Source organism: Peribacillus sp. NPDC101481, from assembly GCF_044767165.1.
In the GTDB taxonomy this organism is placed as follows: domain Bacteria; phylum Bacillota; class Bacilli; order Bacillales; family DSM-1321; genus Peribacillus.
Genome location: NZ_JBIWNJ010000002.1, coordinates 609,607 through 633,257, shown reverse-complemented (window position 1 = coordinate 633,257; position 23,651 = coordinate 609,607). Strand labels below are relative to the sequence as shown.

22 protein-coding genes are annotated in these 23,651 nt (G+C 41.3%); 5 read left to right on the top strand and 17 right to left on the bottom strand.

Annotation, left to right across the window (positions count from 1 at the left end):
• The first annotated feature begins 57 nt into the window (after positions 1-57).
• The gene (locus tag ACIROD_RS13050; protein WP_101224111.1) at positions 58-246 is read left to right on the top strand and encodes a hypothetical protein; all 189 of its coding nucleotides are present in this window, start codon (positions 58-60) and stop codon (positions 244-246) included.
• A gap of 50 nt (positions 247-296) precedes the next feature.
• Here ACIROD_RS13050 and ACIROD_RS13045 read toward each other — a convergent pair whose 3' ends face one another.
• Positions 297-1,442 carry a putative glycoside hydrolase gene (locus tag ACIROD_RS13045; RefSeq protein ID WP_230177444.1) on the bottom strand — a complete coding sequence of 382 codons (1,146 nt, stop codon included), beginning with the start codon at positions 1,440-1,442 and terminating at the stop codon, positions 297-299.
• Between the two features lie 565 nt (positions 1,443-2,007).
• On the opposite strand from ACIROD_RS13045, the gene trpS reads away from it, so the two are divergent.
• Entirely contained in the window at positions 2,008-2,994 is a 987-nt protein-coding gene (trpS, locus tag ACIROD_RS13040) for a tryptophan--tRNA ligase (protein ID WP_101224113.1), read from the top strand.
• Between the two features lie 33 nt (positions 2,995-3,027).
• On the opposite strand, the gene ACIROD_RS13035 is transcribed toward trpS, so the two are convergent.
• The 4 genes from ACIROD_RS13035 to ACIROD_RS13020 all read right to left on the bottom strand — a co-directional run bounded on the left by ACIROD_RS13035 (position 3,028) and on the right by ACIROD_RS13020 (position 7,025).
• A complete protein-coding gene (locus tag ACIROD_RS13035) occupies positions 3,028-3,783 on the bottom strand; it encodes a YjbA family protein (protein WP_034314514.1) in 756 nt (251 codons plus the stop codon).
• A gap of 108 nt (positions 3,784-3,891) precedes the next feature.
• Positions 3,892-4,662, bottom strand: a complete 771-nt coding sequence (locus ACIROD_RS13030; RefSeq protein WP_260356932.1) for a DUF2268 domain-containing putative Zn-dependent protease — start codon at positions 4,660-4,662, stop codon at positions 3,892-3,894.
• 137 nt (positions 4,663-4,799) lie between these two features.
• Positions 4,800-6,038 carry a beta-ketoacyl-ACP synthase II gene (fabF, locus tag ACIROD_RS13025; protein WP_101224115.1) on the bottom strand — a complete coding sequence of 413 codons (1,239 nt, stop codon included), beginning with the start codon at positions 6,036-6,038 and terminating at the stop codon, positions 4,800-4,802.
• A 51-nt stretch (positions 6,039-6,089) separates the two neighbouring features.
• Positions 6,090-7,025 carry a beta-ketoacyl-ACP synthase III gene (locus ACIROD_RS13020; RefSeq protein WP_101224116.1) on the bottom strand — a complete coding sequence of 312 codons (936 nt, stop codon included), beginning with the start codon at positions 7,023-7,025 and terminating at the stop codon, positions 6,090-6,092.
• A gap of 202 nt (positions 7,026-7,227) precedes the next feature.
• Here ACIROD_RS13020 and ACIROD_RS13015 point away from each other — a divergent pair, with 202 nt between their 5' ends.
• The gene (locus ACIROD_RS13015; RefSeq protein WP_230177390.1) at positions 7,228-7,449 is read left to right on the top strand and encodes a hypothetical protein; all 222 of its coding nucleotides are present in this window, start codon (positions 7,228-7,230) and stop codon (positions 7,447-7,449) included.
• 43 nt (positions 7,450-7,492) lie between these two features.
• On the opposite strand, the gene ACIROD_RS13010 is transcribed toward ACIROD_RS13015, so the two are convergent.
• The 3 genes from ACIROD_RS13010 to ACIROD_RS13000 all read right to left on the bottom strand — a co-directional run bounded on the left by ACIROD_RS13010 (position 7,493) and on the right by ACIROD_RS13000 (position 9,545).
• Complete coding sequence (locus tag ACIROD_RS13010; protein ID WP_034314525.1) at positions 7,493-7,675, bottom strand: ComZ family protein; 183 nt, start codon at positions 7,673-7,675, stop codon at positions 7,493-7,495.
• A gap of 217 nt (positions 7,676-7,892) precedes the next feature.
• Complete coding sequence (locus tag ACIROD_RS13005) at positions 7,893-8,720, bottom strand: Rossmann-fold NAD(P)-binding domain-containing protein (protein ID WP_402941368.1); 828 nt, start codon at positions 8,718-8,720, stop codon at positions 7,893-7,895.
• Between the two features lie 102 nt (positions 8,721-8,822).
• Positions 8,823-9,545, bottom strand: a complete 723-nt coding sequence (locus ACIROD_RS13000; protein WP_402941365.1) for a hydrolase — start codon at positions 9,543-9,545, stop codon at positions 8,823-8,825.
• A gap of 295 nt (positions 9,546-9,840) precedes the next feature.
• On the opposite strand from ACIROD_RS13000, the gene ACIROD_RS12995 reads away from it, so the two are divergent.
• The gene (locus ACIROD_RS12995; RefSeq protein ID WP_402941362.1) at positions 9,841-10,032 is read left to right on the top strand and encodes a YjzD family protein; all 192 of its coding nucleotides are present in this window, start codon (positions 9,841-9,843) and stop codon (positions 10,030-10,032) included.
• Between the two features lie 82 nt (positions 10,033-10,114).
• On the opposite strand, the gene clpB is transcribed toward ACIROD_RS12995, so the two are convergent.
• The 5 genes from clpB to ACIROD_RS12970 all read right to left on the bottom strand — a co-directional run bounded on the left by clpB (position 10,115) and on the right by ACIROD_RS12970 (position 16,944).
• Positions 10,115-12,703: an ATP-dependent chaperone ClpB gene (gene clpB, locus ACIROD_RS12990; RefSeq protein ID WP_402941360.1), complete on the bottom strand. Its 2,589-nt coding sequence runs from the start codon at positions 12,701-12,703 to the stop codon at positions 10,115-10,117.
• Between the two features lie 331 nt (positions 12,704-13,034).
• Positions 13,035-14,234, bottom strand: coding sequence for an FAD-dependent monooxygenase (locus ACIROD_RS12985; RefSeq protein WP_101224121.1), 1,200 nt, complete (start codon positions 14,232-14,234; stop codon positions 13,035-13,037).
• 126 nt (positions 14,235-14,360) lie between these two features.
• Entirely contained in the window at positions 14,361-15,473 is a 1,113-nt protein-coding gene (locus ACIROD_RS12980; RefSeq protein ID WP_402941357.1) for a cupin domain-containing protein, read from the bottom strand.
• 30 nt (positions 15,474-15,503) lie between these two features.
• Positions 15,504-15,995 (bottom strand): DinB family protein, encoded by a 492-nt coding sequence (locus ACIROD_RS12975; RefSeq protein ID WP_402941354.1) that lies wholly within the window; start codon positions 15,993-15,995, stop codon positions 15,504-15,506.
• Between the two features lies 1 nt (position 15,996).
• Positions 15,997-16,944, bottom strand: a complete 948-nt coding sequence (locus tag ACIROD_RS12970) for a fumarylacetoacetate hydrolase family protein (protein ID WP_402941351.1) — start codon at positions 16,942-16,944, stop codon at positions 15,997-15,999.
• 392 nt (positions 16,945-17,336) lie between these two features.
• Between ACIROD_RS12970 and ACIROD_RS12965 the strand changes: the two genes are divergently transcribed.
• On the top strand, positions 17,337-18,095 hold the full coding sequence (locus ACIROD_RS12965; protein ID WP_402941347.1) for an IclR family transcriptional regulator: 759 nt from the start codon (positions 17,337-17,339) through the stop codon (positions 18,093-18,095).
• A 53-nt stretch (positions 18,096-18,148) separates the two neighbouring features.
• Here the strand turns inward: ACIROD_RS12965 and ACIROD_RS12960 are convergent, their stop codons facing one another.
• The 4 genes from ACIROD_RS12960 to ACIROD_RS12945 form a co-directional block, all read right to left on the bottom strand.
• The gene (locus ACIROD_RS12960) at positions 18,149-18,328 is read right to left on the bottom strand and encodes a YjzC family protein (protein ID WP_034314546.1); all 180 of its coding nucleotides are present in this window, start codon (positions 18,326-18,328) and stop codon (positions 18,149-18,151) included.
• A 126-nt stretch (positions 18,329-18,454) separates the two neighbouring features.
• Complete coding sequence (gene argF / locus ACIROD_RS12955) at positions 18,455-19,414, bottom strand: ornithine carbamoyltransferase (RefSeq protein WP_048686903.1); 960 nt, start codon at positions 19,412-19,414, stop codon at positions 18,455-18,457.
• A complete protein-coding gene (locus ACIROD_RS12950; RefSeq protein WP_260356928.1) occupies positions 19,411-22,530 on the bottom strand; it encodes a carbamoyl-phosphate synthase (glutamine-hydrolyzing) large subunit in 3,120 nt (1,039 codons plus the stop codon). Before ACIROD_RS12950 ends, argF begins: the two co-directional genes overlap by 4 nt.
• Positions 22,523-23,605, bottom strand: coding sequence for a carbamoyl phosphate synthase small subunit (locus ACIROD_RS12945; protein ID WP_101224127.1), 1,083 nt, complete (start codon positions 23,603-23,605; stop codon positions 22,523-22,525). Before ACIROD_RS12945 ends, ACIROD_RS12950 begins: the two co-directional genes overlap by 8 nt.
• Positions 23,606-23,651 lie beyond the last annotated feature (46 nt).

Below are 23,651 nucleotides of genomic sequence, written 5' to 3'. Positions count from 1 at the left end.
TTTTTCTTATCCACTACAATGGAACTTGAATAGCTTGAAAATATTAGGAGGGTTTTGATGATCAGTTACTTTTTGGACTTTTTTTTAGTCGCTGCTTGCGTTATTGGCATTACAGCTGTGAATGGCGTTGTGACGAATGGCATCGGCGAAAAATGGTTTGGCGGGAAACGTCACTCTCATATTTTCGATCAATCCAAACGAATTCAGTCAGGGTGGAGTAAAGTTGGCGGGAATAAAAAGCGGTAATTCAGAGAGAAATTGGATGACCGGAAGTTCTTCCAAGGTCATCCTTTTTTTCACGGGGTATAGTCTACTCCCTTTGTATATCGATTTGCCGCATTCCATAATAAGTATTCATCAATACCATTATCGTTCAATGCTTTTATTTGGGCTTCCACTTCTTCCTTTCCGTACCTTTGGTAATTCCCTTCACCTAAATATGAGGCAGTAAAATCTTGTAGCCAAGGTCTTGAAGTAGGTGGGGTTTTTAATTCCTTCAGCTTCCCGTTCTCCAATTTCGCATATTCCTTAACGAGATTATAAGGCTCCAAATCAGGCTTATCGATACCAAAATAAGATGTCCAGTGACTCGGATAGATCATCGAGGAAATTACATCGACATTCTCAGAGATTTTTGTGAAGTTTTGCCCTATTCCGGGAGCTTCAGGCAATGTAGCTGCATATCCAAAAATATCCACAGATACTTCCACATCATATGGCTCCAGTTGTTTCCTCGCATAACTTACGAAATCTGTCACTGCCTGAACCCTTTTGGCTGTATGACTTACTTTCGCTTCATCATATTCACCGACATCATATTTCAAATCATCTTCTTTATTTTCGAATCCTTCGGGAAAACGGACATAGTCAAATTGAATTTCTTTAAACCCCATCTTTGCCGCTTCAATGGCAATACCGACATTATAATCCCACACCTCTTTTAAGAATGGGTTAACGAAGGCTTCCCCTCGACCATTCCTCCAAACCTTTTCGCCATCTAAAAAAGATAATTCAGGCTTCTCTTTGGCCAAAAGTGAATCTTTAAAGACGACTACCCTCGCAATCGGATAAATCTGTTTATCCTCCATTTTTTTCAGCATTGCCCTTGGATTTTTTATGTAGTCTTTACCAATCCCAGCATATGGAGAATCTGGATCTTCGGTTTTAAACGTAACGTTCCCCTTGTCATCCTTAATGTCAATGACCATTGCATTCAAGTCGGTTTCATCTACATATCTAATAAGTTCATTCAATTTATTACCGCCCGCTGCAGGCCCTGTCACATATATTCCGCGCACAGCATCCGGATAGTCGAATTTCAACCCCGAATCAAAAACAAAACGCGGTACGCTCGCAGGCAATTCTTTATTTTCTAATGCCACCTGCCTGGTTTCGTTCATGCCTTCTGCATGAACTGGCTGTTGAATCAGGAATATGCACATTCCTGTCATCACCCATTTACACATTGGTTTCATTTTCTCCACCTCATTCGCCATCAGTCATCAATATTCAACAAATATAATAAACCCCTTTCTTTAATACCACAAACAATAAACTTTACTCCTATATATTATAAATAATTAAAAAAACTGACTTACAAAATGAGAATACGTTTAACAACGCGGTAATTCCCTTGTGAGTATCATTCCCTAAAATGGTCCGCTCATTGTGAAATATGTTAAACGGATTGATTTTCCTTGAACCCTTCATTTCTTCCATATCTAAAAAAAGAAGCGGAAAATCCGTTCTATTGGCTTGTTTGCCGTTTCGATTATACATTTAATATGAATAAATGCTAAAATACAGTATAGTGGACATTTCGTATTCTTAAAAATGGCATCGATACAGGACAAAACGGCCCTCCACAAGATTTAAATGAGCATTTCCCCATCACAGGAATATGCACATTTCTTTCAAAGAAAGTGGATTCATTTTCTATTTATCCTTACAATAATGAAGAGCGAATATCCATTTATCAATAAACGCATTTAGAGGAGTGACTAGCAGTTGAAAAGGATTTTCTCCGGCATTCAGCCATCCGGTTCCGTTACTTTAGGAAATTACATCGGAGCAATGAAACAATTCGTTAACTTACAAAATGAATATGAATGTTTCTTTTGTATTGTTGACCAGCATGCAATTACAGTTCCACAGGATCGCATTAAGTTAAGGAAGAACATTAAAACATTGGCCGCTTTATATTTGGCCATTGGCTTAGATCCTGAAAAGAATACCATCTTCATTCAATCAGAAGTACCAGCACATGCCCAGGCAGGCTGGATTTTACAGAGTATATCCTATATTGGGGAACTTGAGAGAATGACGCAATTTAAAGACAAATCAACTGGCAAAGAAGGGGTTTCCGCAGCACTGCTTACTTACCCGCCGTTGATGGCTGCCGATATCCTCCTTTATGGTACAGATGTGGTTCCTGTCGGGGAAGATCAAAGACAGCATCTTGAATTGACACGCGATTTGGCTGAACGGTTCAATAAAAAGCATAATGATATATTTAAAATCCCGGAAATCAGCCTCCCTACAGAAGGGGCCCGTATCATGTCCCTTCAAGAACCAACCAAGAAAATGAGCAAATCCGATCCTAATAAAAAGGCAACGATAGCCTTATTGGATGATCCTAAGCAAATCGAAAAAAACATCAAGAGCGCAGTTACCGATTCGGAAGGAATTGTCCGTTACGATAAGGAAAACAAAGCGGGTGTTTCCAACCTTATGTCCATATATTCCATCTTCAGTGGAAAAACCTATACAGAAATTGAAGAGATGTATGAGGGCAAAGGTTATGGTGACTTTAAAAGTGATTTGGCTGAGGTGGTTCTTGGAGAAATCCTGCCAATTCAGGAACGCTATAATGAATTGATCGATTCGCCTGAATTGGATGAAATTCTGGACCGCGGTGCAGAAAAGGCGAACATTGAAGCCAATAAAATGATCAGAAAAATGTATAATGGCATGGGACTTGGCAGAAAGAGATAAAAAAAAGACGATCCTCAACGGATCGTCTTTTTTTCATAATATCGATGGGCTATCGCCAGCCTCCACTTGCCACAGCTTTTCAAAAAAAGGCTGCCCCTTCACAAGGTTTTCACAAAGTTGAAGATGCTTCTCTGACCAGCCTTCCTTCATTTCTTCATATAATTCAAGCCAAGCTATCTGAAAATCCATTTCTTGAATGCTTTCATATTTCTCAGGAGCCCATTCTGTATACCAATAGCGGATTTCAGCAGTGTTTTTCGCCGTGAATAATTGGTCCATGGCCATGAATAGCAATTGCTTAAGCTGTCTTTCTTTTCTTGTCAAACCGTTCATGAATAAGGGAGACGGCGACAAAATATGATATTCTTTCTCAGATGTAGGTTTTTCAGTAAAGGTGTAATCCATCTCATCATGGTTTTCTATCATGTCATAAACAATTTGTTCCTGCCGAGGAATTATTCTGCTTTTCCTAATCGGAATATGATACCCTATCGTATCAACAGCTAAGATTCCATTTCCGTCAGTCACGATAAAACAATAGTCGAGCTGAATTCGTTCATGATTTTTCCTTGCATATGCTTTTTGATATACATCATTCAGCAGTGGCTTAGGTAATTCTGACAAGTCGTTTTCTATGTAGTGGAACAATGTTGATGACACTTTCAACAAAGGAACTTGATCTAGTAGTTCGATCCCGTCATCCTTCCTCCATTCATGAAAATGACAAATATTATAGCCGTTTTCTTCTCCTTCAAACCAGTTAACCCATACATCATGAAGATATAGCATCATTCATCCCTCACTTAAACAAATTTCTGTTTGTCAATCAGTATAGGCAGGAACCATACAATTTATTCCTATTCTAGAAAACAGATTAAGAAAAAAAGAACGTATATATTAACTCTTTTTAGATAGGAATTCTTCAGATTGAATAATGAACGATTTTTTCACAGAGAGTTTCTCAGAATTTTTCACCAGGTAATAGCCACTACAGTATCCAAGCATATATGGATATCCTTTCATCCCGAGCAGAAGTGTATCATGAAGAGGATCTGTACGTTTTATCGTGTGCTTTTCCTCTAAATGCTTGCTCCAAAATTCTCTTAGTTTATCTTCCTGATATAACTTAGTCCAATTTGCTAAAAATTTTGTTCCTAAATATTTCCCCACCGTTCTTTCCGCCAGTCCTTCCATGATCATCGTATCCAGGAGAGTGAATTCTTTTTGGTCCTTTTTCAAATGATGCAGACGGCAAACATGATGATATTCATGAATCAACAGCGCTTCCATTTCCTTTTCTGCTATCCCCTTTCCGTAAAAAAGGAATAGTTTATCTTTAAATGCCAGCCCTGACTTCGTTTCAACTTTTTTATTCCATATCCCTGAAGACATCAGCGGAAAAATATATATGGGAACATCAGGCCCACCCCATAGCTTCTTATAAGCTGTAAACAAGCTTTGTGTTTTTTCCCAGACATTATTTTCGTTTAAGTCTTCCCATGTTTGTTTTGTTTTTTGATTCGGCGAATACATGCCATGCTTCAATAAATGGTGATAAATCATGTCCGCATCAAGGGTATTGTTGAATGTACTTTTAACTCTTTCCATCATCTGGACCGGGCGGTTGAAATCCTTCTTCATCCATTCATTGGTTGAAATAACTCCCATTTCCCATACACCTCCGCTTCTATTGACTATCGTATGATTTAATGAAGGCGGTTGACACATTTTATATCCCTTGTATTTGCAATTTTCCCTTCAACATAAAAAGAGCAAATCCCTAAAGATCTGCTCTTCCTTCAAACTTATTGATATTTTTTGAAAAGAATAGTTGCGTTATGCCCACCGAATCCAAGTGAATTACTGATGGCTGCACTGATTTCGCCCTTCCTTGCTTGATTCGGGACATAGTCCAAATCACACTCAGGGTCTGGTGTTTCAATATTGATGGTTGGAGGCAAAATGCTGTCCCTGATTGCCTGAATCGTGAAAATCGCTTCCACACCGCCTGCTGCCCCTAACATATGGCCCGTCATCGATTTAGTGGAACTTATTGCAAGTTTATTAGCATGGTCGCCAAAGACTTCTTTGACTGCCATCGTTTCGTATTTGTCATTGTAAGGCGTACTCGTTCCGTGGGCATTCACATATTGGATGTCTTCCGGATTCAAACCTGCATCCTCGATTGCAATTTTCATCGCTCTTGCCCCGCCTTCTCCACCTGGTGCCGGAGCGGTAATATGGAAGGCATCTCCAGTTGAGCCATAGCCAGCTATTTCAGCATAAATCTTGGCTCCTCTATTCAATGCATGTTCAAGATCTTCCAGAACGATGATTCCAGCTCCTTCGCCTATTACGAAACCATCACGGTTAAGGTCAAAAGGACGGCTAGCCGTTTGTGGATCAGGGTTTGTCGATAAAGCCGTATTTGCACAGAAGCCTGCAACCGACATTTTTGTGATTGGCGCTTCGGCCCCGCCTGTAATCATCACATCGGCATCGCCCCGCTGAATGGCTTTAAACGCATCACCAATTGAATTAGTTCCTGTAGCACAGGCTGTTACCGTACATGAATTGATTCCTTTTGCACCCAGTAAGATAGAAACCTGGCCAGCTGCCATATCCGGAATCATCATTGGTACGAAAAATGGGCTTACACGTTTGTATCCTCTGTTTAAAAAGTTTTCATGCTGTGTCTCAAGTGTCTCCAGCCCGCCGATACCCGAACCGATCCAGACCCCAACACGTGCAGCATTTTCATCGGTTATTTCCAGCTTGCTATCATTATATGCCATAACGGAAGCTGCAATTGCATAATGGGTAAAACGGTCCATTTTGCGTGCTTCTTTACGATTTATATATGTTTCTATATCAAAATCCTTGATTTCAGCAGCCACTTTAACGGGATATTCTTCAGCATTCAAACGAGTTAAAGGTCCTATCCCCGATTTCCCCTCGATTATATTTTTCCATCCAGTTTCTGCATCATTACCAACTGGAGAGATTGCTCCAATACCAGTTACAACTACACGGCGATTAGTCATTTAAAAATGGCTCCTTCCTATTTTTAAAGCTCTTACGTTTTGCTTCTTCTTTTATTTACCCCACCTAAGAGCGATCGCTCCCCATGTAAGGCCACCACCAAAACCGACCATGACGATTAAGTCATTATCCTTGATTCTTCCTGCTTCCATTTCTTCCACAAGGGCCATTGGAATGGACGCTGAAGAAGTATTTCCATATTTATGAATCGTTTTTGTCATTTTTTCAAGCGGGAGATCCAAGCGTTCCCTAGAGGCTTCCATAATTCGTATATTAGCTTGATGCGGGACAAGCAGATCCACATCTTCTTTAGTCAAACCAGCTTTGTCCAAGACACCCAGGCTGGATTCACCCATCTGACGGACAGCAAATTTAAATACTTCACGGCCATTCATATGAATGAAATCTCCTTCTTGTAATAAGTGCTTCCCACCGGTTCCATCTGCGCCTAATTCAAAGGAAAGGACTCCTTTGCCTTCAGATACAGGTCCAAGTACAACTGCACCAGCTCCGTCACCAAAAAGTACAGCAGTATTGCGGTCTTCCCAATTGGTTACTTTCGAAAGTTTTTCAACACCGACAATCAGCACATGCTTATATGCACCTGTCTTAATAAATTGCTGTGCCGTGATCATTGCATACATAAAACCGGCGCATGCAGCACTTACATCCATTGCTGCTGCCTTCATCGCTCCCAATTTCTCTTGAATCATGCAAGCGACTGAAGGAAACGACTGATCCGGTGTAACAGTGGCTACAAGAATTAAATCTATCTCTTCAGCCAAAATTTCCGCATTTTTCAATGCAGCTTTTGCGGCTTCATAGGCCATATCTGATGTATCAATATCATCTTTGGCAATTCTTCTTTCCTCAATACCCGTCCTAGTCCGAATCCACTCATCGGAAGTGTCCATAATTTTCTCTAGGTCCGCATTTGTAACGATTTTGTCGGGTAAGTAGCGGCCAAGCCCTAGTATTCCAGCATTCATCTTGCCATCCCCTTATATTTTAATGAGTTATTATAATCATCTATTATTACCTGGTACTAATTTTATATAAAAAAAGACTTCCTTGCAAGAGTTAACAATTTGAAAAGCTAAAGAAATCTCTTTCGGAAGTCGGACAAGCGCCTATGCCAAGGGAAATTTGGGACATACATTATAAATAAAAGGAGAATAGGAGGAATTCATTTTGGACATCTTCAATCGCAACCGAGAAAGAAACACGGATGATCATTTTTCTAATTTGATGTTTGGCAGGAAAAATGAACCGGAGCAAGAGGAAGCGCAGGTTGATTACATGCAATTGATGGCGAGCGTTGAAACATTGATGGGCTTATACAGTCAATACAAACCGACCATTGATAAAATCAATCTGAGCCCCTTGATCGCCAAGTTCTTGAAAAAAGAATAAAAAAATTCAAAGGCTGCCCTTTTAACGGACAGCCTGCCTTTAATTAACGCTGAGCATCTTGTTTACCAAGCTCATAAGCTTCTTGCATAACGCTTTTAAAGAGCTCCATGAATGGCTCTGCCATCTCCATTGAGAATGGAATCCCGCTTGCTTCAAGCTTCGCTTTAGCCTCTGGGAAGTATTTCATGGCGATTCCCATAAATTCAAGAGTTTTATCTGAACTCATTCGCATTTCCCCCTATCTTTTGAATATTCATCAATTGATCATTTTGATGCCAAAATAAGCTCAATATTATCATAATTCCACTGAACCCTTTCGTAAAGGGCGTACATATAAAATCATGAATATCTTTTGATGTAATTCCTATCCTTGAACATTATAGTACAAGACATATAGATTAGAGGCAAATATACAGTTTTGTCCTTCCCGAATAACAAAAATGTCAATCACGCTTTCTCCACGTTTTAAGTAAGTTTAATCGTTTATTATGTTTTCTCTGTAATGCAATGCCTTCTTCCGGTTCCATTTTGCATTGCACTTCAAATATTGTTCCTTTATTGATTTTTGTTGTTGAAGTGAATGAATCCATACTTTCACCAAATATTAACTTGGCACATTTATCCCAATGATCGTCGATACTGCTGCACAATTGGATGTCCCTATCGGAACTTGTGGCAAGCACCGCTTCCAAAGCATTTACAAAATCAGTGATGTAGAGAGCATCTCCGTTATATTCGGCAGCAATTGCCGCTTTGATATCAGACTGTCCAAGCTGATTGATTCCAGCTTCAAAGCTCATGCCTTCCGATTGCCAAGGTCCATAAATCGTCGGTAAAAATATGATTTTTGCAGAATCCATTTCACGAATCAAGCTTAATATCGACTGAAATATACCGACCTCTTTTTCAATGGGCATGAAAAGAACGAAATTTGGCGTTTCATTCTTGCCATTTTTTTTGCATTTCTCGATGAAGGAAACGATTTCTCCTATTACAAAATCGATTTTGTCCATTTTTCCGCTTTTAATATCGTAACAAGATATGAACACCGTGTCCTGCTGTGAAATATCCAATAATTTAAGTTTATTTATCGGAAAGTATAAATAATTTGAATTCCTGCCTATTTCAAGTTCCTTTTCTTCCTTAATATATTGACTTGCTTCGGAATCATCCCAATCGATTCCGATTACTTCTTCACCTTGGTTCAAAAAGAATTGAGTCACATAGAATCCCACGAATCGATAAGTGCCAATTACAATGTTTGTTTGCATAAATACAGCCTCCTCGTATGCCATCAAGCCCACTTCACCCGGCACGTCTAGTTTTTTTAGATGCTGTATCGTATGCAAACTATTGTAAAAATATATCTCTTCTCATAAAGTCTCTTCATTCTCATTGAAAAACTTCTGTATTTGATAGGGGATTTTATAACGTTTTTCGGGCAATATATACGTCAGCTGCAAGTCCGCTTTTCTAGCCAGCTGGATTTGCCGATAAAGGGAGGCTTGCTCTTTCCGTAAGCTTCCAAAAACCTGAATCACTTTCATGGGGATATTCTCTGCGATCATTGAATCTTCAGTGTCCTGTATATGCTGTGCACATTCTGCCGGATCGAGCTCATATGCAGCAGCGACCTCGGACAGCCACTTTTTATAGAAGAACTTATTTTCCTTTTCTTTCTCCAGTTGTGCTTTCAAGGAAAAAACCGGGTCTATCAACACGACGGACCGTATTTTATTTCCAAGTTCATTCATTAACTTTAAGGCAAGGAGCGCGCCTGTCCCCTCTGCCAATATATGAACCCTTTGATTGACTATTTCTTTTTTCATGAACAGAATATATAGGTTAAGGGAAAGCTCGAGTGCTTTAGGACTGCCCCAGTTGGCTCCGTAAAAATTGGATGAAAATAGGGTGTATCCGTATTCCTTTAAATATTCCAATATCTGCAGCCTGCCAGGATGCTGCAGCCAAAAGCTGCTGTCTTTTTCGACAAAATGACTACGGTCTCCAATTACCATTACGGAAAAACCACTGGGCCGCTCTGGATAATAGATGATATTCCATTGGTCATCAATTTGAAAAGTTCGTTGTTCCATCGTTCAAACTCCTTTAAGGAATATTACTACTACTATATTAATTTATGACGAAAAATAGAAAGGGTCAGTGGAAACGCCTAACTTCTTATCTTAAATTAACCAAGCACGGAGTTTTTGCTTTTATTTTTTCCGTATGATTTCCCTTTTGAAGTTTGAAACCAACTAGTCTGCCTGAAAAAGTTCTCTTATTATTTAATGTATTGGATTATTTAAAGGTTATTATTAAAAACACGTTTTAACTGTATATTAATTATGGTAAGATAAAAATGAATGTAGTGGAATGAGGTGAAATTCGATGCGTTATGCTTGGTCAATTTTTTGGACATTCTTATTAGTGCATATGACTGTATATGTTGTTTCTTCCATGATCGGAGTTTCATACGATGCTGCGCAGGGAACTATTTTAGGATTAGCTGCTGCTATCCTGATTCTTATCATCCCTGCTATCTTGCCTGCTGGGCCAGCTAAAGACTCTCATCAACATTAAGAAGCAAAAGAGGACATCCTTTATAGGATGTCCTTTTTGTTATACCGTACTTTGCTTACTGGTAAACTACATTTCAACGTTTTTATATGAGAACCAATTCATCATGATCATGATCAATTGTTATTCCTTCTTTAATCTCAACAGTCCCGGCAATGATTTTACGGGCGATTTTCGTTTCCAGATGCTTTTGGATGAATCGCTTCAGCGGTCTTGCCCCATATACCGGATCATATCCCTGGTCCGCAATGAATTCCTTAGCCGCTTCAGTGACGTTAAGGACTATATTTTGTTCAGTTAACCTTACTTGTAATTGATGAACCATTTTATCTACGATTTCAACGATTTCTTGTTTCGTCAGAGGTTTGAATAAAACAATGTCATCAACGCGATTTAAAAATTCCGGACGGAAATGCCCTCTTAACTCTTTAAAGACCTGATCTTTTATTTCTTCTTCAATGCCGCCATCCACCCGGTTGGACTGCAATAAGAAATGGGAACCGATATTGGAAGTCATGATGATCACCGTATTTTTACAGTTGATTGTTCTTCCTTGGGAGTCTGTTATCCTTCCATCATCCAGCATTTGCAGCAAAATATTGAAGACTTCCGGATGCGCCTTTTCAATCTCATCCAATAATATGACTGAATATGGGTTTCTCCTAACAGCCTCCGTAAGTTGGCCGCCTTCCTCAAATCCAACATATCCAGGAGGTGCACCAACAAGGCGGGACACGGAATGTTTCTCCATATATTCCGACATATCGATTCGAATCATATGTTCCTCACTATCGAATAACGTTTCTGCCAAAGCTTTTACCAATTCGGTTTTACCTACACCCGTTGGCCCAAGAAAAATGAATGAGCCGATTGGTCTGTTTGGATCTTTAATTCCAGCCCTTGCTCTTAAAACAGCATCGGATACGAGTTCCACCGCTTCTCCTTGACCTATTACGCGTTCATGAAGGATATCAGATAGGCGAAGCAGCTTCTCCCTTTCACTTTCCACCAGCTTGCTAATCGGAATCCCCGTCCACCTTGCAACAATCGAGGCAATTTCCTCCTCCGTCACTTCCTGGCGAAGCAATCGTGATTCCTGTTTTTCCTTTTCCAATTCGTCTTCCATTGCGTCCAATTCTTTTTGAAGCTGCGGAATCCTTCCATGCCGAAGTTCAGCTGCCCGGTTAAGGTCATAGTCATTCTCTGCTTGTTCCAGTTCATGACGCAATTTCTCAAGCTCTTCACGTTGATCCTGCACCTTTTGAAGCGCTGATTTCTCCATTTGCCACTTCGATTTCATGCTATTCGCTTGATCCTGAAGTTCTGATAGTTCTTTTTGAAGCACTTCCAGTCTCGCCCTGCTTTGAGGGTCCTCCTCATTCTTCAAGGCGGCCTCTTCAATTTCAAGTTGCATGACTTTTCTCGTGATTTCATCCAACTCGGATGGCATTGAGTCGATTTCCATTCGGATCATCGCACATGCTTCATCCACAAGATCTATTGCTTTATCCGGTAAAAATCGCTCCGTTATATATCGGTTCGAAAGGACAGAGGCCGCAACGATCGCCCGATCGTGTATCCTGACGCCATGGTGAATTTCAAACCGTTCCTTTAATCCCCGCAAAATTGAAATCGTATCTTCAACATCCGGTTCGGGAACCAGAACCTGTTGGAAACGGCGTTCCAGAGCCGGATCCTTTTCAATATATTGCCGATATTCATCAAGGGTCGTTGCACCGATACAATGCAGCTCACCGCGTGCAAGCATCGGCTTTAACATATTTCCGGCATCTAGGGCGCCATCCGTTCTTCCTGCACCGACAATTGTGTGCAATTCATCAATGAATAATAGAATTTTACCGTCACTCTTCTTGATCTCATTCAAGACCGCTTTTAGGCGTTCCTCAAATTCACCGCGGAATTTGGCGCCAGCGACAAGCGCACTCATATCCAGTGAAAAAACGGTCTTGTCCTTTAATCCCTCAGGCACATCCTTCCTGACTATTCTTTGTGCCAGCCCCTCGACGATGGCTGTTTTACCTACTCCGGGTTCTCCTATTAATACAGGATTATTTTTCGTTTTACGTGAAAGGATCCGGATGACGTTACGGATTTCCGTATCACGGCCGATTACGGGGTCGACATTCCCCGATTTAACCTCAGCAACGAGATCTCTCCCGTATTTTTTCAGTACTTCATAAGTGCTTTCAGGATTTTGACTAGTCACTCGCTGATTCCCCCTTATATCGTTTATTACCTGTTTTGCTTTATCATAATCAATTCCATATGATGAAAAAAGCCTGTTCACATTCGTTTTATTGTCCTGCAGCGACGCAAGGAGTATATGTTCGACAGATAAGTATTCATCCTCCCACATCTGCATTTCCTTTTCGGCAGCCGTCAACATTTGCTGCAGGGAGGATGACATGTAAACCTGGGAAACACTCCCGCTCACTTCCGGTAATCGATCCAGTTCCTTATTTAGCTCTATATCAAATAGATTCATCGGTTTACCAGATTCCGATAAAATCCTGATTAATAAACTTTCATCCTGTTCCATTAATGTTTTTAATAAATGAAGCTCCGTCAGCTCGGGATTCCCTCTATCTTTGGCTAGCTCCTGGCCGCCGATGAACGCCTGTTGGGTTCTCTCCGTCATTTTATTAATATCCATCTTAAAACCTCCCATTCATCTATATCATGAACGAATCCCCACTCAGTTTGACCAAATTTGACCTTTATATTTTCATTATACTTCTAATTTTCCCCATGTAAAGAAAAGTTACTAAAAATGCAGGAGTATGGAAGACAAACGGAAAAAACCCTTCTTCATATAGAAGAAAGGCTTTTTCCGTTTGTACAATTTGGTTGATTTCCTATCCAGGCACTCGCTTTCCGCGGGCGGTCCGGGAGCCCCCTTGGCGCCTTTACGCCTGCGAGGGCTAGTAAACCCGCTCCAATCATCTTTGTTTTAACTTTTAGATGCATGGATGAAACAAAACGGATTATGCTTTCACGGCCGTTTTATTATAACCATGAAATTCATCGATGAATTGGAAATCCTTATCCGTCCGACCTGCAAGGATCGTATCTCGGAGCAGAATGCCTGCATCGGTCGTGTTGTGGATGATTTCCCCCCACATTCTTGCGCTCGATTGAACATTAGCCGTGCGCGGTATGCGTTCCTCTTGATATTCCAAAAATGCCTGTTCAATGTCATTCCCATGCTTATGAAGCATATCCGACAAATAAGCTGCATCTTCTAAAGCCTGGCAAGCTCCTTGTGCCAAGTATTGAAGCATCGGATGTGCCGCATCTCCCATAAGCGTAATTCTTCCTTTTGTCCAATTATCAATTGGTAAACGGTCATACATTGGCCAACGGCGTTGCCTTTGAATGAATGAAATCGCATTCTGAACAAGCTCACAAGTTCCGGCAAACACACGGTCCATTTCTTCCGGGGTTCCCCATTGATCTGTTTTTTCGTTTTCTTCCGTATATTGAGAACTTTTGAAGACCACTACTTGGTTGTACAGTTCTCCCCTTCTAACCGGATATTGAACAAGATGAAGGTCTGGGCCAATCCACATATAAACATCATCTAAATCTCCATGGCTCGTAACCTCTTCCATCGGGATCGCTCCCCTGTATGCAACATATTGTGAGCAGACCGGCTGATCTTCCACAAAAAGTTTCCGTGCCTTGGACCATAATCCATCGGCTCCAATGACAGCAGTTCCTGAATGTTGGGACCCGTTGGCAGAAGTAACCGTCACTTCACCTTCATTTTCTACTGTCTCAATAATGGTTTGATTCGTAACCAGTTCGATATACGGGTTCTTTTCACATGCTTCAGCCAGTACTTTATGCAAATCGGACCGATGCAAAACAACATATGGAGCTCCATATCTTTCTTTATAAACATCACCTAAATCCAAAGCGGAAAGCTCTTTTCCGGAAAATGCGTCCATCAGCACCAACCTTTTTGGAAATACTGCAATTTCATTGATTTTATCCATGACGCCTAAACGCTGCAAGACGTTGGTGGCATTTGCTGCGAGCTGAATGCCTGCACCGATTTCGCCAAACTCGGGAGCTTGTTCAAGGACTTTTACATACTGTTTTGTTTCTGCGATTCCTAAAGCAGTTGCCAATCCGCCAATTCCCCCACCGATAACGATGAATGGTTTATTTTCTGTGTACATCATAAATTCCCCCTATATTAGTTGCTATTAGCCAATGTTGCGGACCACACACAGTAAGCGTTTTCATTCGACTGGCATTCCATATATTCATCAGGACCTAAGCTGAAGATTCCATACAGATTATTTTCAAACCAAAACAGGCTTGAATTCACTTTCAACCTTTTGGTAACCATTGTTTGCGTCTAATGCCTGTTGCTGCTCCAAATCGAATCTCTCCATTATTGGTAGGTCGTTTACCGAGAATAAGTAAGAATCCGCTTCTGCAACGTGCTCATGCCATGCCCAATTTGGAACGACGAAATAATCTCCCTTGGACCAGTCAAAGCGCACTCCATTAATGACCGTATAGCCTGATCCTTGGTGCACTTGATATATTGTGGAATGGGTATGGCGATGTGCTTTCGTATGGAAACCTTTCGGAAGCTTCTGCATCCATGCCCCCATCGTCGGATTGGCCGTTTGGCCATTTGATGGATTGATATATTCAACGGCGAAACCATCATATGGGTCCGGTTCGAAATTCATTAATCCTTCTATCGCTGCTTTGGTCCCTTTCCACTTGTAGTTGGCAAGCGGTGCCACTTGTGAATAACGGTCGGATACTGGACGAACCATTCCGCCTTGATAACGGAGCTCTGAAAAATTATCGGGCCGTTTAGGCGTTTCAATCCGATCAGGATATGGTTCAAAGAAGGTGCCGCCTATGGAGTAGATGGTTGGGATATCAAGGGCATCCATCCAAATCATCGGTTTATTGCCAACATGTCCATGACCATGCCATAGGTTTTTAGGCGTGATCAAGAAATCTCCTTCTTCCATGAAGATCCTTTCTCCCTGCACGATGGAGTAGGCACCTTCACCATTCGTGATGAAACGAAGTGCACTTTGGGAGTGACGGTGGGAAGGGGCCACTTCACCTGGCAGCAATAGCTGGACCGCTGCATATAGCGTTTGTGTTGTCGAAGCCCATCCCCAAGGCTGACGATAAGTGAGTCCAGGATTCTGAAAATAAATGGCCCTGCGCTCCCCACCTCGGTCAGGTGTGAATATTTCAGCTGCTTCCATCAATTTTTTTGTCAAAAGCTCTTCTTTCCATAAATAAGCATGCGCATGAGGTTTAGGTTCATGGTCCATCAGAGCGGGAATGGCTTCCCACAGCGGCCCAAGGTTATACTGCTGAATATCCTTTGTAAAATCTTTTACGATTGTACTATTCATGTATTCCGATTTTTCAGCCATATTAATCCCTACTTTCTTTTTTATCTTGCCTCACTGGATTTTAGAAAGATTTCGCTTTATTTGATCATAGTGTCCTGAAACATGCTCATCGATGAAGTGATCGACAATATAAGAAACTGGTTTGTTTCCGAATTTAGCGAAATTCCGGTGTGGCGATTCTTTGGATAGTGTTTCTTCATCTAAATTCCCGAGACTGCTCTCCACTTTATATTTAAGCTCCTCCACTTGCTTCATGACATCTTCGAAAGCAAGTTTGTCTGTATCGGTGACTGCTGCCAAACGGGCTGGATCTTGCAATCCACGCCCCCATTCGGCTCCTGGCATCGCTATTACAGTTTCCACTTCACCTAACCAATAAGGAATGGCTTCAGCTAAATGGGAAAGTATCTGCATGATTGACCATTCATCCTCTGCTGGTTTAAATCGAATCGTTTCTTCCGGTAGGTTTGCCGCTGTCTCAAGAATGTGGTCGATTGATTGTTGAACCGATTGGATTGATGTCCCGATTTCCTGATAAGCCATTTTATTTTCCCTCCCCGACACGTCGCACACGGTTTTCAAGATAACCTATTTTGTCTATTTCGATTTTGACAACGTCACCATCTTTTAAGAACACTTGTGGATCACGTGCTACTCCTACCCCACCCGGTGTTCCTGTGAGGACGATGTCACCTGGTTCAAGAGTCATTAAGTTCGATAAGAATTCAACTAGATACTTCACATCGAATACGAAGTTGGATGTATTCGTTTTTTGGCGTTCTTCACCATTTACCGTTAATCGGACATTTAAGCCAGATGGATCGGAAAGTTCATCGGAAGTGACTAACCAAGGCCCCATCGGAGCGCTTCCTTCAACCGTTTTCCCTTGTAGCCACTCAAGTGTGCGCCGCTGGATATCACGGTAAGTGACATCATTCGCAATTGTATAACCAGCTACATAATCAAGAGCATCTTCTTTAGAAACATTACGTGCCCTTTGTCCGACTACAAAAGCGAATTCCGCTTCATAATCCAGTTGTTCAGAGATTGGGAAAAACGGTATATCATCCTGGGGACCGATTACTGTATTGGCGAACTTTGCGAATACCACAGGGAATGGCGGCAGTTCACGCCCCATTTCAGCAATGTGCTCACGGTAGTTATGTCCGACACAAATAATTTTGCTTGGCTTTTGGACAGGGGCCTCAAGCTTTATATTTTCAATTTCATGTACCAATTTATGTCTGAAGGAATCACGATTGTTAATAGCGTAGTCCGCAGCCTTTCGCGCTCTGGAAAGGCTTTCATTCCCTCCCTGTAAAAACTCCTCCATTGTTGCAGGGACATACGCGTCAGCAATTTGTTCACTGCGAAGTTTCCCTTCGCTTTCAAGAAGCGCTTGATAGGCATAGTTCAAGTCAACTACTACATTATTCGTGTAAATTGCACCAATACGTTTAAAGCCTTGACTGCTGAAAGTTACTAATTTCATATTTCATTCTCCTTTATTTATCTGGATTTTTTTAATACCTCTTTTTGATGCCACCATCCTGTTTCAGCTGGATTCGCTTCACATACCAGTATTTGAATGACTGTACATCTTCTTAATTTCACTTATAGATAACATTGTTCACTATTTATATAAATGATAACTCAATTTTCGGAATATTGTCAAGAAAGTATTGCAAATTTTTGTACAAATGTTATCATCTACACCATTATCAGCACTTCGGAATCAATAAAAACTGCGCTAAAGTTATTTTTTTAATAGAAAAGGATATTGATAGATTCAAGCAGCCGGCGGTTTTTCTGCTAATTTTCATTTATATTTTACACATTCTGATATACTAGACCTAAATTAAAACAGATTAGGGAGATTGATTTATGGAAATCGTAAAATCCGGTTCGACGATTCAATCATTGCAAATAGGGATGAGCATCATAGATTTACTTGCTTCCCAAAGAACTCCTTTAAGATTCTCTGATATACAGGAATTAACGGAGATAACGAAAAGTAACCTCTATAAGTATTTGAATACTTTGACTCAACTGGAGCTACTATATCGAGATAAGACAACCGGTATGTATCATCTTGGGAGCAAATTGATTCAATACGGAATGGCAGCGATAGGAAATGAGGATGTAACGAGCAGAATAACTCCTTATTTACAGGAAATCAGTCATCATACTTCTTGCACGGTCCTTTTTTCCGTTTGGACATACGACGGACCAATAACTGCAAAAATATGGAATTCCAACCAAAACTTAAACATCGGGGCACAGTTAGGTACGCGACTCCCGCCATCATCCTCTTCCGGAAAGGTATTCACTGTATTTCAGGATCCTTCATTGACTGCGGAATGGATTGAAAAAGATCGTAATGTTACAGGCTTGTTCCTTAAAGAAACAAATGAATATGATGAAATTCGGAAATACAAAATAGCTTTTGCCAAAGAGCCACTTGTACCATCCGTTTCATCCATGTCCATTCCGGTTTTTAATTATAATTCGGAATTATTGGGGGCGATCACTGCCGTTGGGTTCACTGAGAGCATTCCTGATCATTATGAAGATCCTTTAAGCCATTATTTAAGGAAGTGCTGTTTGGAAATCTCGAATATATTCGGTTATTCCGCTGAATAGAAAAAAGCAGGAAGAAGGATTGCGATCATTCCTTTTTCCTGCTTTTAGATGTTTCATGGCTTCCGCTTATATGTCCATATCCGGTTATGATTGGATGTTTCAGGAAAAGAATCCCCTGCATCAAGCTTTACCATTTTCGGATTCACTACCGTACTGCCCGTTTCACCGATTTCTACGTAGGTCCCATTATTCGGAGCCTTCTGACCTGGCTTAAATTGACGATTTTGCCCCATAGATCTCACCCCTTTACATGCTTTCCCTGTTATTATTACCAGGTTCCTTCCTTTCATGTCAGAAAAATTAGGAAAGCGGCTTGAATCAAAAAAGCGTCCGCTCAGAGAGCAGACGCCTTTTTTTGGTTAAGACATTAAGTCCACTAGGACCGCCTTTTGGGCATGGAGACGATTTCCGGCTTGGTGAAAAACGACGGAATTAGGTCCATCGATGACTTCAGCCGTAACCTCTTCCTCCCGATGTGCAGGCAGGCAATGCATGAATAAGTAATCTTCTTTAGCAAGTTTAACTAGCTCACCATTTATTTGATAATCTTTAAAAGCTTCCAAGCGAATACCATTCTCTATTTCCTGCCCCATGGAGGTCCAAACATCGGAATAGACGATATCTGCATCTTTTATTGCTTCCGAAGCTGAGGTTGTCACCAAAATTTCACTGCCAGTCTCTTCTGCCACTTTTTTAGCATATGCGACGACCTTTTCATCAGGTTTGTAGGCGTCAGGACATCCAATGGAAAAATCCATTCCCATTTTTGCACAGCCTACCATTAATGAATTGGCGACATTATTGCCATCACCGATATAACTCATCTTCAAGCCTTTTAGCTGCCCTTTTATCTCGATGATCGTCAAGAAGTCAGCAAGCACCTGACAAGGATGGGCAAGATCTGTTAACCCATTGATGACTGGGATAGAAGCATTTTCTGACAATTCCAGGATTTTCTCATGCTCAAAGGTACGAATCATGATGCCATCAATATATTCAGAAAGGACTTTTGCAGTATCGGAAATAGTTTCACCACGTCCAATTTGCAAGTCATTGCCACTCAGGAACAAAGCATGTCCGCCAAGCTGCATCATGCCCACTTCAAAAGAAACACGGGTACGGGTAGACGATTTTTCAAAGATCATCCCCAGCGTTTTGCCTTTTAAAGGCGTATATTCTTCACCAGCTTGCAATTTGCCTTTAATGGTCTGCGCCAGTTTTAACAAATCTGCAATTGCCGTTGGTGTAGACTCCTTCATGGTCAAAAAATCTTTTCCATTTAAAATCTTCGCTTGTGTCGGTGCCGTCATTGAACTCATACGTGTGACACTCCTTTCGAATATGGTACAAGCCATTCCTGAAGTGAGTTCACCCCTGGATCAGCATTTTCTACCGATTGTAGATAGGCCTTGAACGTCTCTTCTTCCGTAAATGCAAGCAGTCGGTATTTCGCTGCAAGTAACCTTAGCTTCTTATCTTCCTCTGTCGTTCCATATGCCAAAACTACCGCCGCATTTCCTTCATTTAACCATTTATCAAAATCCGAATTCCCCAATATCAAACCTGCTTCTTTGATTTGGTCTAACAAATCTTCACTTAATTGGACAGATTCTGATTGATAAACACCAGTAGTATGTTTAGCTTTTTGAGCATGGAATACTTTTGTCAAAGCTTCATTTACCGTTTCCCCGATGGCGATCCCTTCACCCGTTGATTTCATTTCCGGACCTACTTTCGAATCAAGTCCGCTTAGTGCAAATGTAGAGAATACGGGATATTTGACGACTGCATATGGAATTTCATCCATTAAGCCCGTTTTTTCGAACGCGTTCGACAATGAATATTTCCCAAGCAATATTTTTGTCGCTATTTGCACCAAGGAAACATCGGTCACTTTACTGATGATTGGAATTGTCCGACTTGCACGAGGATTCACTTCCAATACATAAACACTATTTCCCTCAATCACGAATTGGATGTTCATAAGTCCTTTATAACCAAGTTCACTAACTAGTTTTTTAGCATAAAGGGTCATTTTATCTTTGATATCATCCGTTAAGGATTGAGCTGGCAATAATGCCATGCTATCCCCTGAATGGACGCCTGCTTTCTCTATATGTTCGGCAATGATGGGAATGTATACATCATTTCCATCCGCAATCAAATCGATTTCGGCTTCCTTTCCTGGAATATAGGAATCGATCAACACTGGATAGACAAGTGCCGTTCCATTTGCCATTCTATTCAACAAGCTTTCCTTGGAGCGGATGATTTCCATTCCCTGGCCGCCAATTACATAGGATGGGCGTAAAAGCACCGGAAAGCCGATTGCCTCTGCACTTGCAATTAATTGTTCATCACCATTAGCCATAGAACCCGGTACATGCGGGATATCCAGTTTTTGAAGAAGCTGATAAAAACGATCACGATCTTCTAATTGATCAAGTGTATCGAAGGAGGTCCCCAACAAATTGACACCGTATTCTTCCAGGCCTTTTGCCAGGTTTATCGCAGTCTGCCCACCAAATTGGACGATAACATCTTTAATATCTTCCGCTTCTATTACATTAAGAACATATTCAAGAGTCAACGGTTCGAAATAAAGGCGATCTGCCGTCGCAAAATCCGTGCTTACCGTTTCCGGATTATTATTGATCATGATCGTTTCAACATTTTCATCCTGGAGTGCATAAACACCGTGAACCGAACAGTAATCAAATTCTATTCCCTGCCCGATGCGGATCGGACCGCTGCCAATCATCAAGACTTTCTTTTTATCAGTTTTTTTCTGTTCGTTCTCACCAAAATATGTTGAATAGTGATAGTTCGTATGTGATTCGAACTCCGCTGCACATGTATCAACCGTTTTGTAGACAGCCGTAAGGCCCAGTGATTTGCGGTGTGCTCTCACTTCCATCTCACTTACTTTCCATACGGAAGCAAGATAGCGGTCGGAAAAGCCCTTTTCCTTGTATGTCTGCAGTTCTTCCTTTGTTACCTGATCGATTGCCTTAGATTCAATCTCAAATTCATAATGGATCAATGACGCAAAGGATTTAAGGAAGAAATAATCTATGGCTGTCGCTTCATGGATTTCTTCAATCGTCACGCCTTTTCTAAGCATTTCAAAAATGACAAATATTCGTTCATCGGATTTTTCGGCAAGCTTTTCCCAAAGTTCAGGAACCGATTTATTTTTCAGCGATGATAGCTGCAGCCCAATCGTTTTCAATTCCAAAGAATCGACGGCCTTTTGAACTCCCCCTTCAAAGCTGCGGTGTAAAGCCATCACTTCACCAGTCGCCTTCATCTGTGTTCCCAATTTGCGGTTGGCGGTCGTGAATTTATCGAATGGCCACCTCGGAAACTTCACCGCTACGTAGTCAAGAGCAGGTTCGAAGCTTGAGTATGTGCTTTTCGTTACTGGATTGATGAGTTCCGATAAATCGTAGCCGACAGCGAGCTTTGCGGCAATGCGTGCTATCGGATAGCCTGTTGCTTTGGAAGCCAGTGCCGATGAACGGCTGACGCGCGGGTTTACTTCTATTAAATAATATTGCTTGCTATTCGGATCAAGGGCAAATTGAATGTTACAGCCGCCTATGATACCTAAAGCAGAAATGATTTTAATGGATGCGGCACGCAGCATCTGAAACTCATCGTCCGATAAAGTCTGTGATGGTGCCACGACGATCGAATCACCTGTATGGATCCCTACCGGATCGATATTTTCCATATTACAGATGGTAATGCACGTATTGTTTCCATCTCGCATAACCTCATATTCGACTTCCTTATAACCAGCTATGCTTCTTTCAATCAAGCATTGTGTAATCGGGCTTTCTTGAAGTCCGCCCCGTACAAGTTCCTTAAAGATGTCCAGTGAATCGGCAATACCACCGCCAGTTCCGCCGAGTGTATAAGCGGGACGAACGATGATGGGGAAACCGATTTTGTCGGCAAAAGCCAGCGCTTCTTCAAGTGTATGGACAATCGTACTGTCGGGAACGGGTTCACCTATTTCAAACATCAACTCACGGAACAGTTCACGATCCTCCCCTTTTTTGATGGAATCGATCGGGGTTCCCAATAATTTGACATTATATTTTTCAAGTACTCCAGCATCATCCAATTGATAAGCAAGATTCAATCCTGTTTGACCGCCTAATGTAGCGAGCAGGCCATCCGGCTTTTCTTTGGAAATGATCTTTTCCAGTACATCAACTGTTAAAGGTTCGAAATAGACAGCATCCGCATTCATATCATCAGTCATGATCGTTGCTGGATTGTTGTTGACCAGTATGACTTTATATCCTTCTTCCTTTAAAGCAAGGCAGGCCTGTGTACCTGCATAATCGAATTCGGCGGCCTGCCCGATGACAATCGGCCCCGAACCAATCACTAAAATGGTCTGTATCGTGTCGTCCTTAGGCATAAGCTTTTTCTCTCCCGCTATAATCATTTATCATTTGTAAAAAGTCGTTGAATAGTAATGAACTCTCGATAGGTCCTGGATTAGCCTCTGGGTGGTACTGGGTAGTGAAGATTGGCAAGTCTTCATGCATGAGCCCCTCAACCGTGTTATCATTCACGTTTCTGAACCTCACCTGCAGTGATGTTCCTTGCAGGCTCGGTTCATCAACCTCATAACTATGATTCTGAGAACTCATATACACCTTTTTCGTTTTCAAATCGACCACGGGCTGATTCGCACCGCGATGTCCAAACAGCATTTTTTTTGTATTTCCGCCTAAGGCAAGGGCCGTTAATTGATGACCGAGGCAGATGCCCATCGTTGGAAAATTCGTAATGATCTTTTTAATGTTTCCTAAGAGGTATTCAAGCTGTTTTGGATCCCCAGGCCCATTTGAAAGCAAAATGCCATCTGGCTTCAAGTCCTTGATTTGCTCGAATTCCGTATCGAATGGTACGACAGAGACTCGGCAGCCTTGCTCGACCAATGAATCCAATATGGATTTTTTATAACCGAAATCCATCATCACAACGTGCTTGTCGCCTTCCCCAAAGCTCTCGATAACCTTTGTGGATACCTCAGCTACATGGGCTGATAAACCAATCAGGCCGGGTGCGACAGTATATTTTTCTTCTGCTGTGATGACTGCCTGCATGGAACCTTCCTGTCTTATATTCTTAACGACCGCTCTTGTGTCAACATGGCTTAAAAGAGGGATGTTCCACTTGTCTAAATATTCACCAAGTGAATATTCAGCCTGATAATGGGAATGGCTCATATTCCCTTCATATACAATCACACCGGCAACATGCGGCTTCTTACTTTCAAAATCATGTTCATTGATTCCGTAATTTCCGATTAGCGGGTATGTGAAGATGACAATCTGGTCCTTATATGAAGGATCTGTCAACACTTCTTGATATCCGGTCATTCCTGTGAAAAAGACAATCTCTCCAGTGATCGTTTTTTCAGTAGATTTAGTCAGCAGTTCCCCTTCAAAGACGGAACCATTCTCTAAATATAGATAGCTTTTCATGATCTTCACCTCTTTAGATGATGTATATTTATATATACAATAGCAT

What these genes read in the sequence shown, in the direction of transcription:
- ACIROD_RS13045 (WP_230177444.1), bottom strand. Translation starts at nt 1,442, where the DNA reads ATGTGCATATTCCTGATTCAACAGCCAGTTCATGCAGAAGGCATGAAC.
- ACIROD_RS12975 (WP_402941354.1), bottom strand. Translation starts at nt 15,995, where the DNA reads ATGGCTTATCAGGAAATCGGGACATCAATCCAATCGGTTCAACAATCA.
- ACIROD_RS13000 (WP_402941365.1), bottom strand. Translation starts at nt 9,545, where the DNA reads ATGGAACAACGAACTTTTCAAATTGATGACCAATGGAATATCATCTAT.
- ACIROD_RS13010 (WP_034314525.1), bottom strand. Translation starts at nt 7,675, where the DNA reads ATGAGTTCAGATAAAACTCTTGAATTTATGGGAATCGCCATGAAATAC.
- fabF (WP_101224115.1), bottom strand. Translation starts at nt 6,038, where the DNA reads ATGACTAATCGCCGTGTAGTTGTAACTGGTATTGGAGCAATCTCTCCA.
- ACIROD_RS12970 (WP_402941351.1), bottom strand. Translation starts at nt 16,944, where the DNA reads ATGAAATTAGTAACTTTCAGCAGTCAAGGCTTTAAACGTATTGGTGCA.
- ACIROD_RS12945 (WP_101224127.1), bottom strand. Translation starts at nt 23,605, where the DNA reads ATGAAAAGCTATCTATATTTAGAGAATGGTTCCGTCTTTGAAGGGGAA.
- ACIROD_RS12980 (WP_402941357.1), bottom strand. Translation starts at nt 15,473, where the DNA reads ATGGCTGAAAAATCGGAATACATGAATAGTACAATCGTAAAAGATTTT.
- ACIROD_RS13005 (WP_402941368.1), bottom strand. Translation starts at nt 8,720, where the DNA reads ATGCAAACAAACATTGTAATTGGCACTTATCGATTCGTGGGATTCTAT.
- ACIROD_RS12995 (WP_402941362.1), top strand. Translation starts at nt 9,841, where the DNA reads ATGCGTTATGCTTGGTCAATTTTTTGGACATTCTTATTAGTGCATATG.
- ACIROD_RS12985 (WP_101224121.1), bottom strand. Translation starts at nt 14,234, where the DNA reads ATGTACACAGAAAATAAACCATTCATCGTTATCGGTGGGGGAATTGGC.
- ACIROD_RS13020 (WP_101224116.1), bottom strand. Translation starts at nt 7,025, where the DNA reads ATGAATGCTGGAATACTAGGGCTTGGCCGCTACTTACCCGACAAAATC.
- ACIROD_RS13035 (WP_034314514.1), bottom strand. Translation starts at nt 3,783, where the DNA reads ATGCTATATCTTCATGATGTATGGGTTAACTGGTTTGAAGGAGAAGAA.
- argF (WP_048686903.1), bottom strand. Translation starts at nt 19,414, where the DNA reads ATGAGTTCAATGACGGCACCGACACAAGCGAAGATTTTAAATGGAAAA.
- clpB (WP_402941360.1), bottom strand. Translation starts at nt 12,703, where the DNA reads ATGGATATTAATAAAATGACGGAGAGAACCCAACAGGCGTTCATCGGC.
- ACIROD_RS12960 (WP_034314546.1), bottom strand. Translation starts at nt 18,328, where the DNA reads ATGGGGCAAAATCGTCAATTTAAGCCAGGTCAGAAGGCTCCGAATAAT.
- ACIROD_RS13050 (WP_101224111.1), top strand. Translation starts at nt 58, where the DNA reads ATGATCAGTTACTTTTTGGACTTTTTTTTAGTCGCTGCTTGCGTTATT.
- ACIROD_RS13030 (WP_260356932.1), bottom strand. Translation starts at nt 4,662, where the DNA reads ATGGGAGTTATTTCAACCAATGAATGGATGAAGAAGGATTTCAACCGC.
- ACIROD_RS12950 (WP_260356928.1), bottom strand. Translation starts at nt 22,530, where the DNA reads ATGCCTAAGGACGACACGATACAGACCATTTTAGTGATTGGTTCGGGG.
- ACIROD_RS12965 (WP_402941347.1), top strand. Translation starts at nt 17,337, where the DNA reads ATGGAAATCGTAAAATCCGGTTCGACGATTCAATCATTGCAAATAGGG.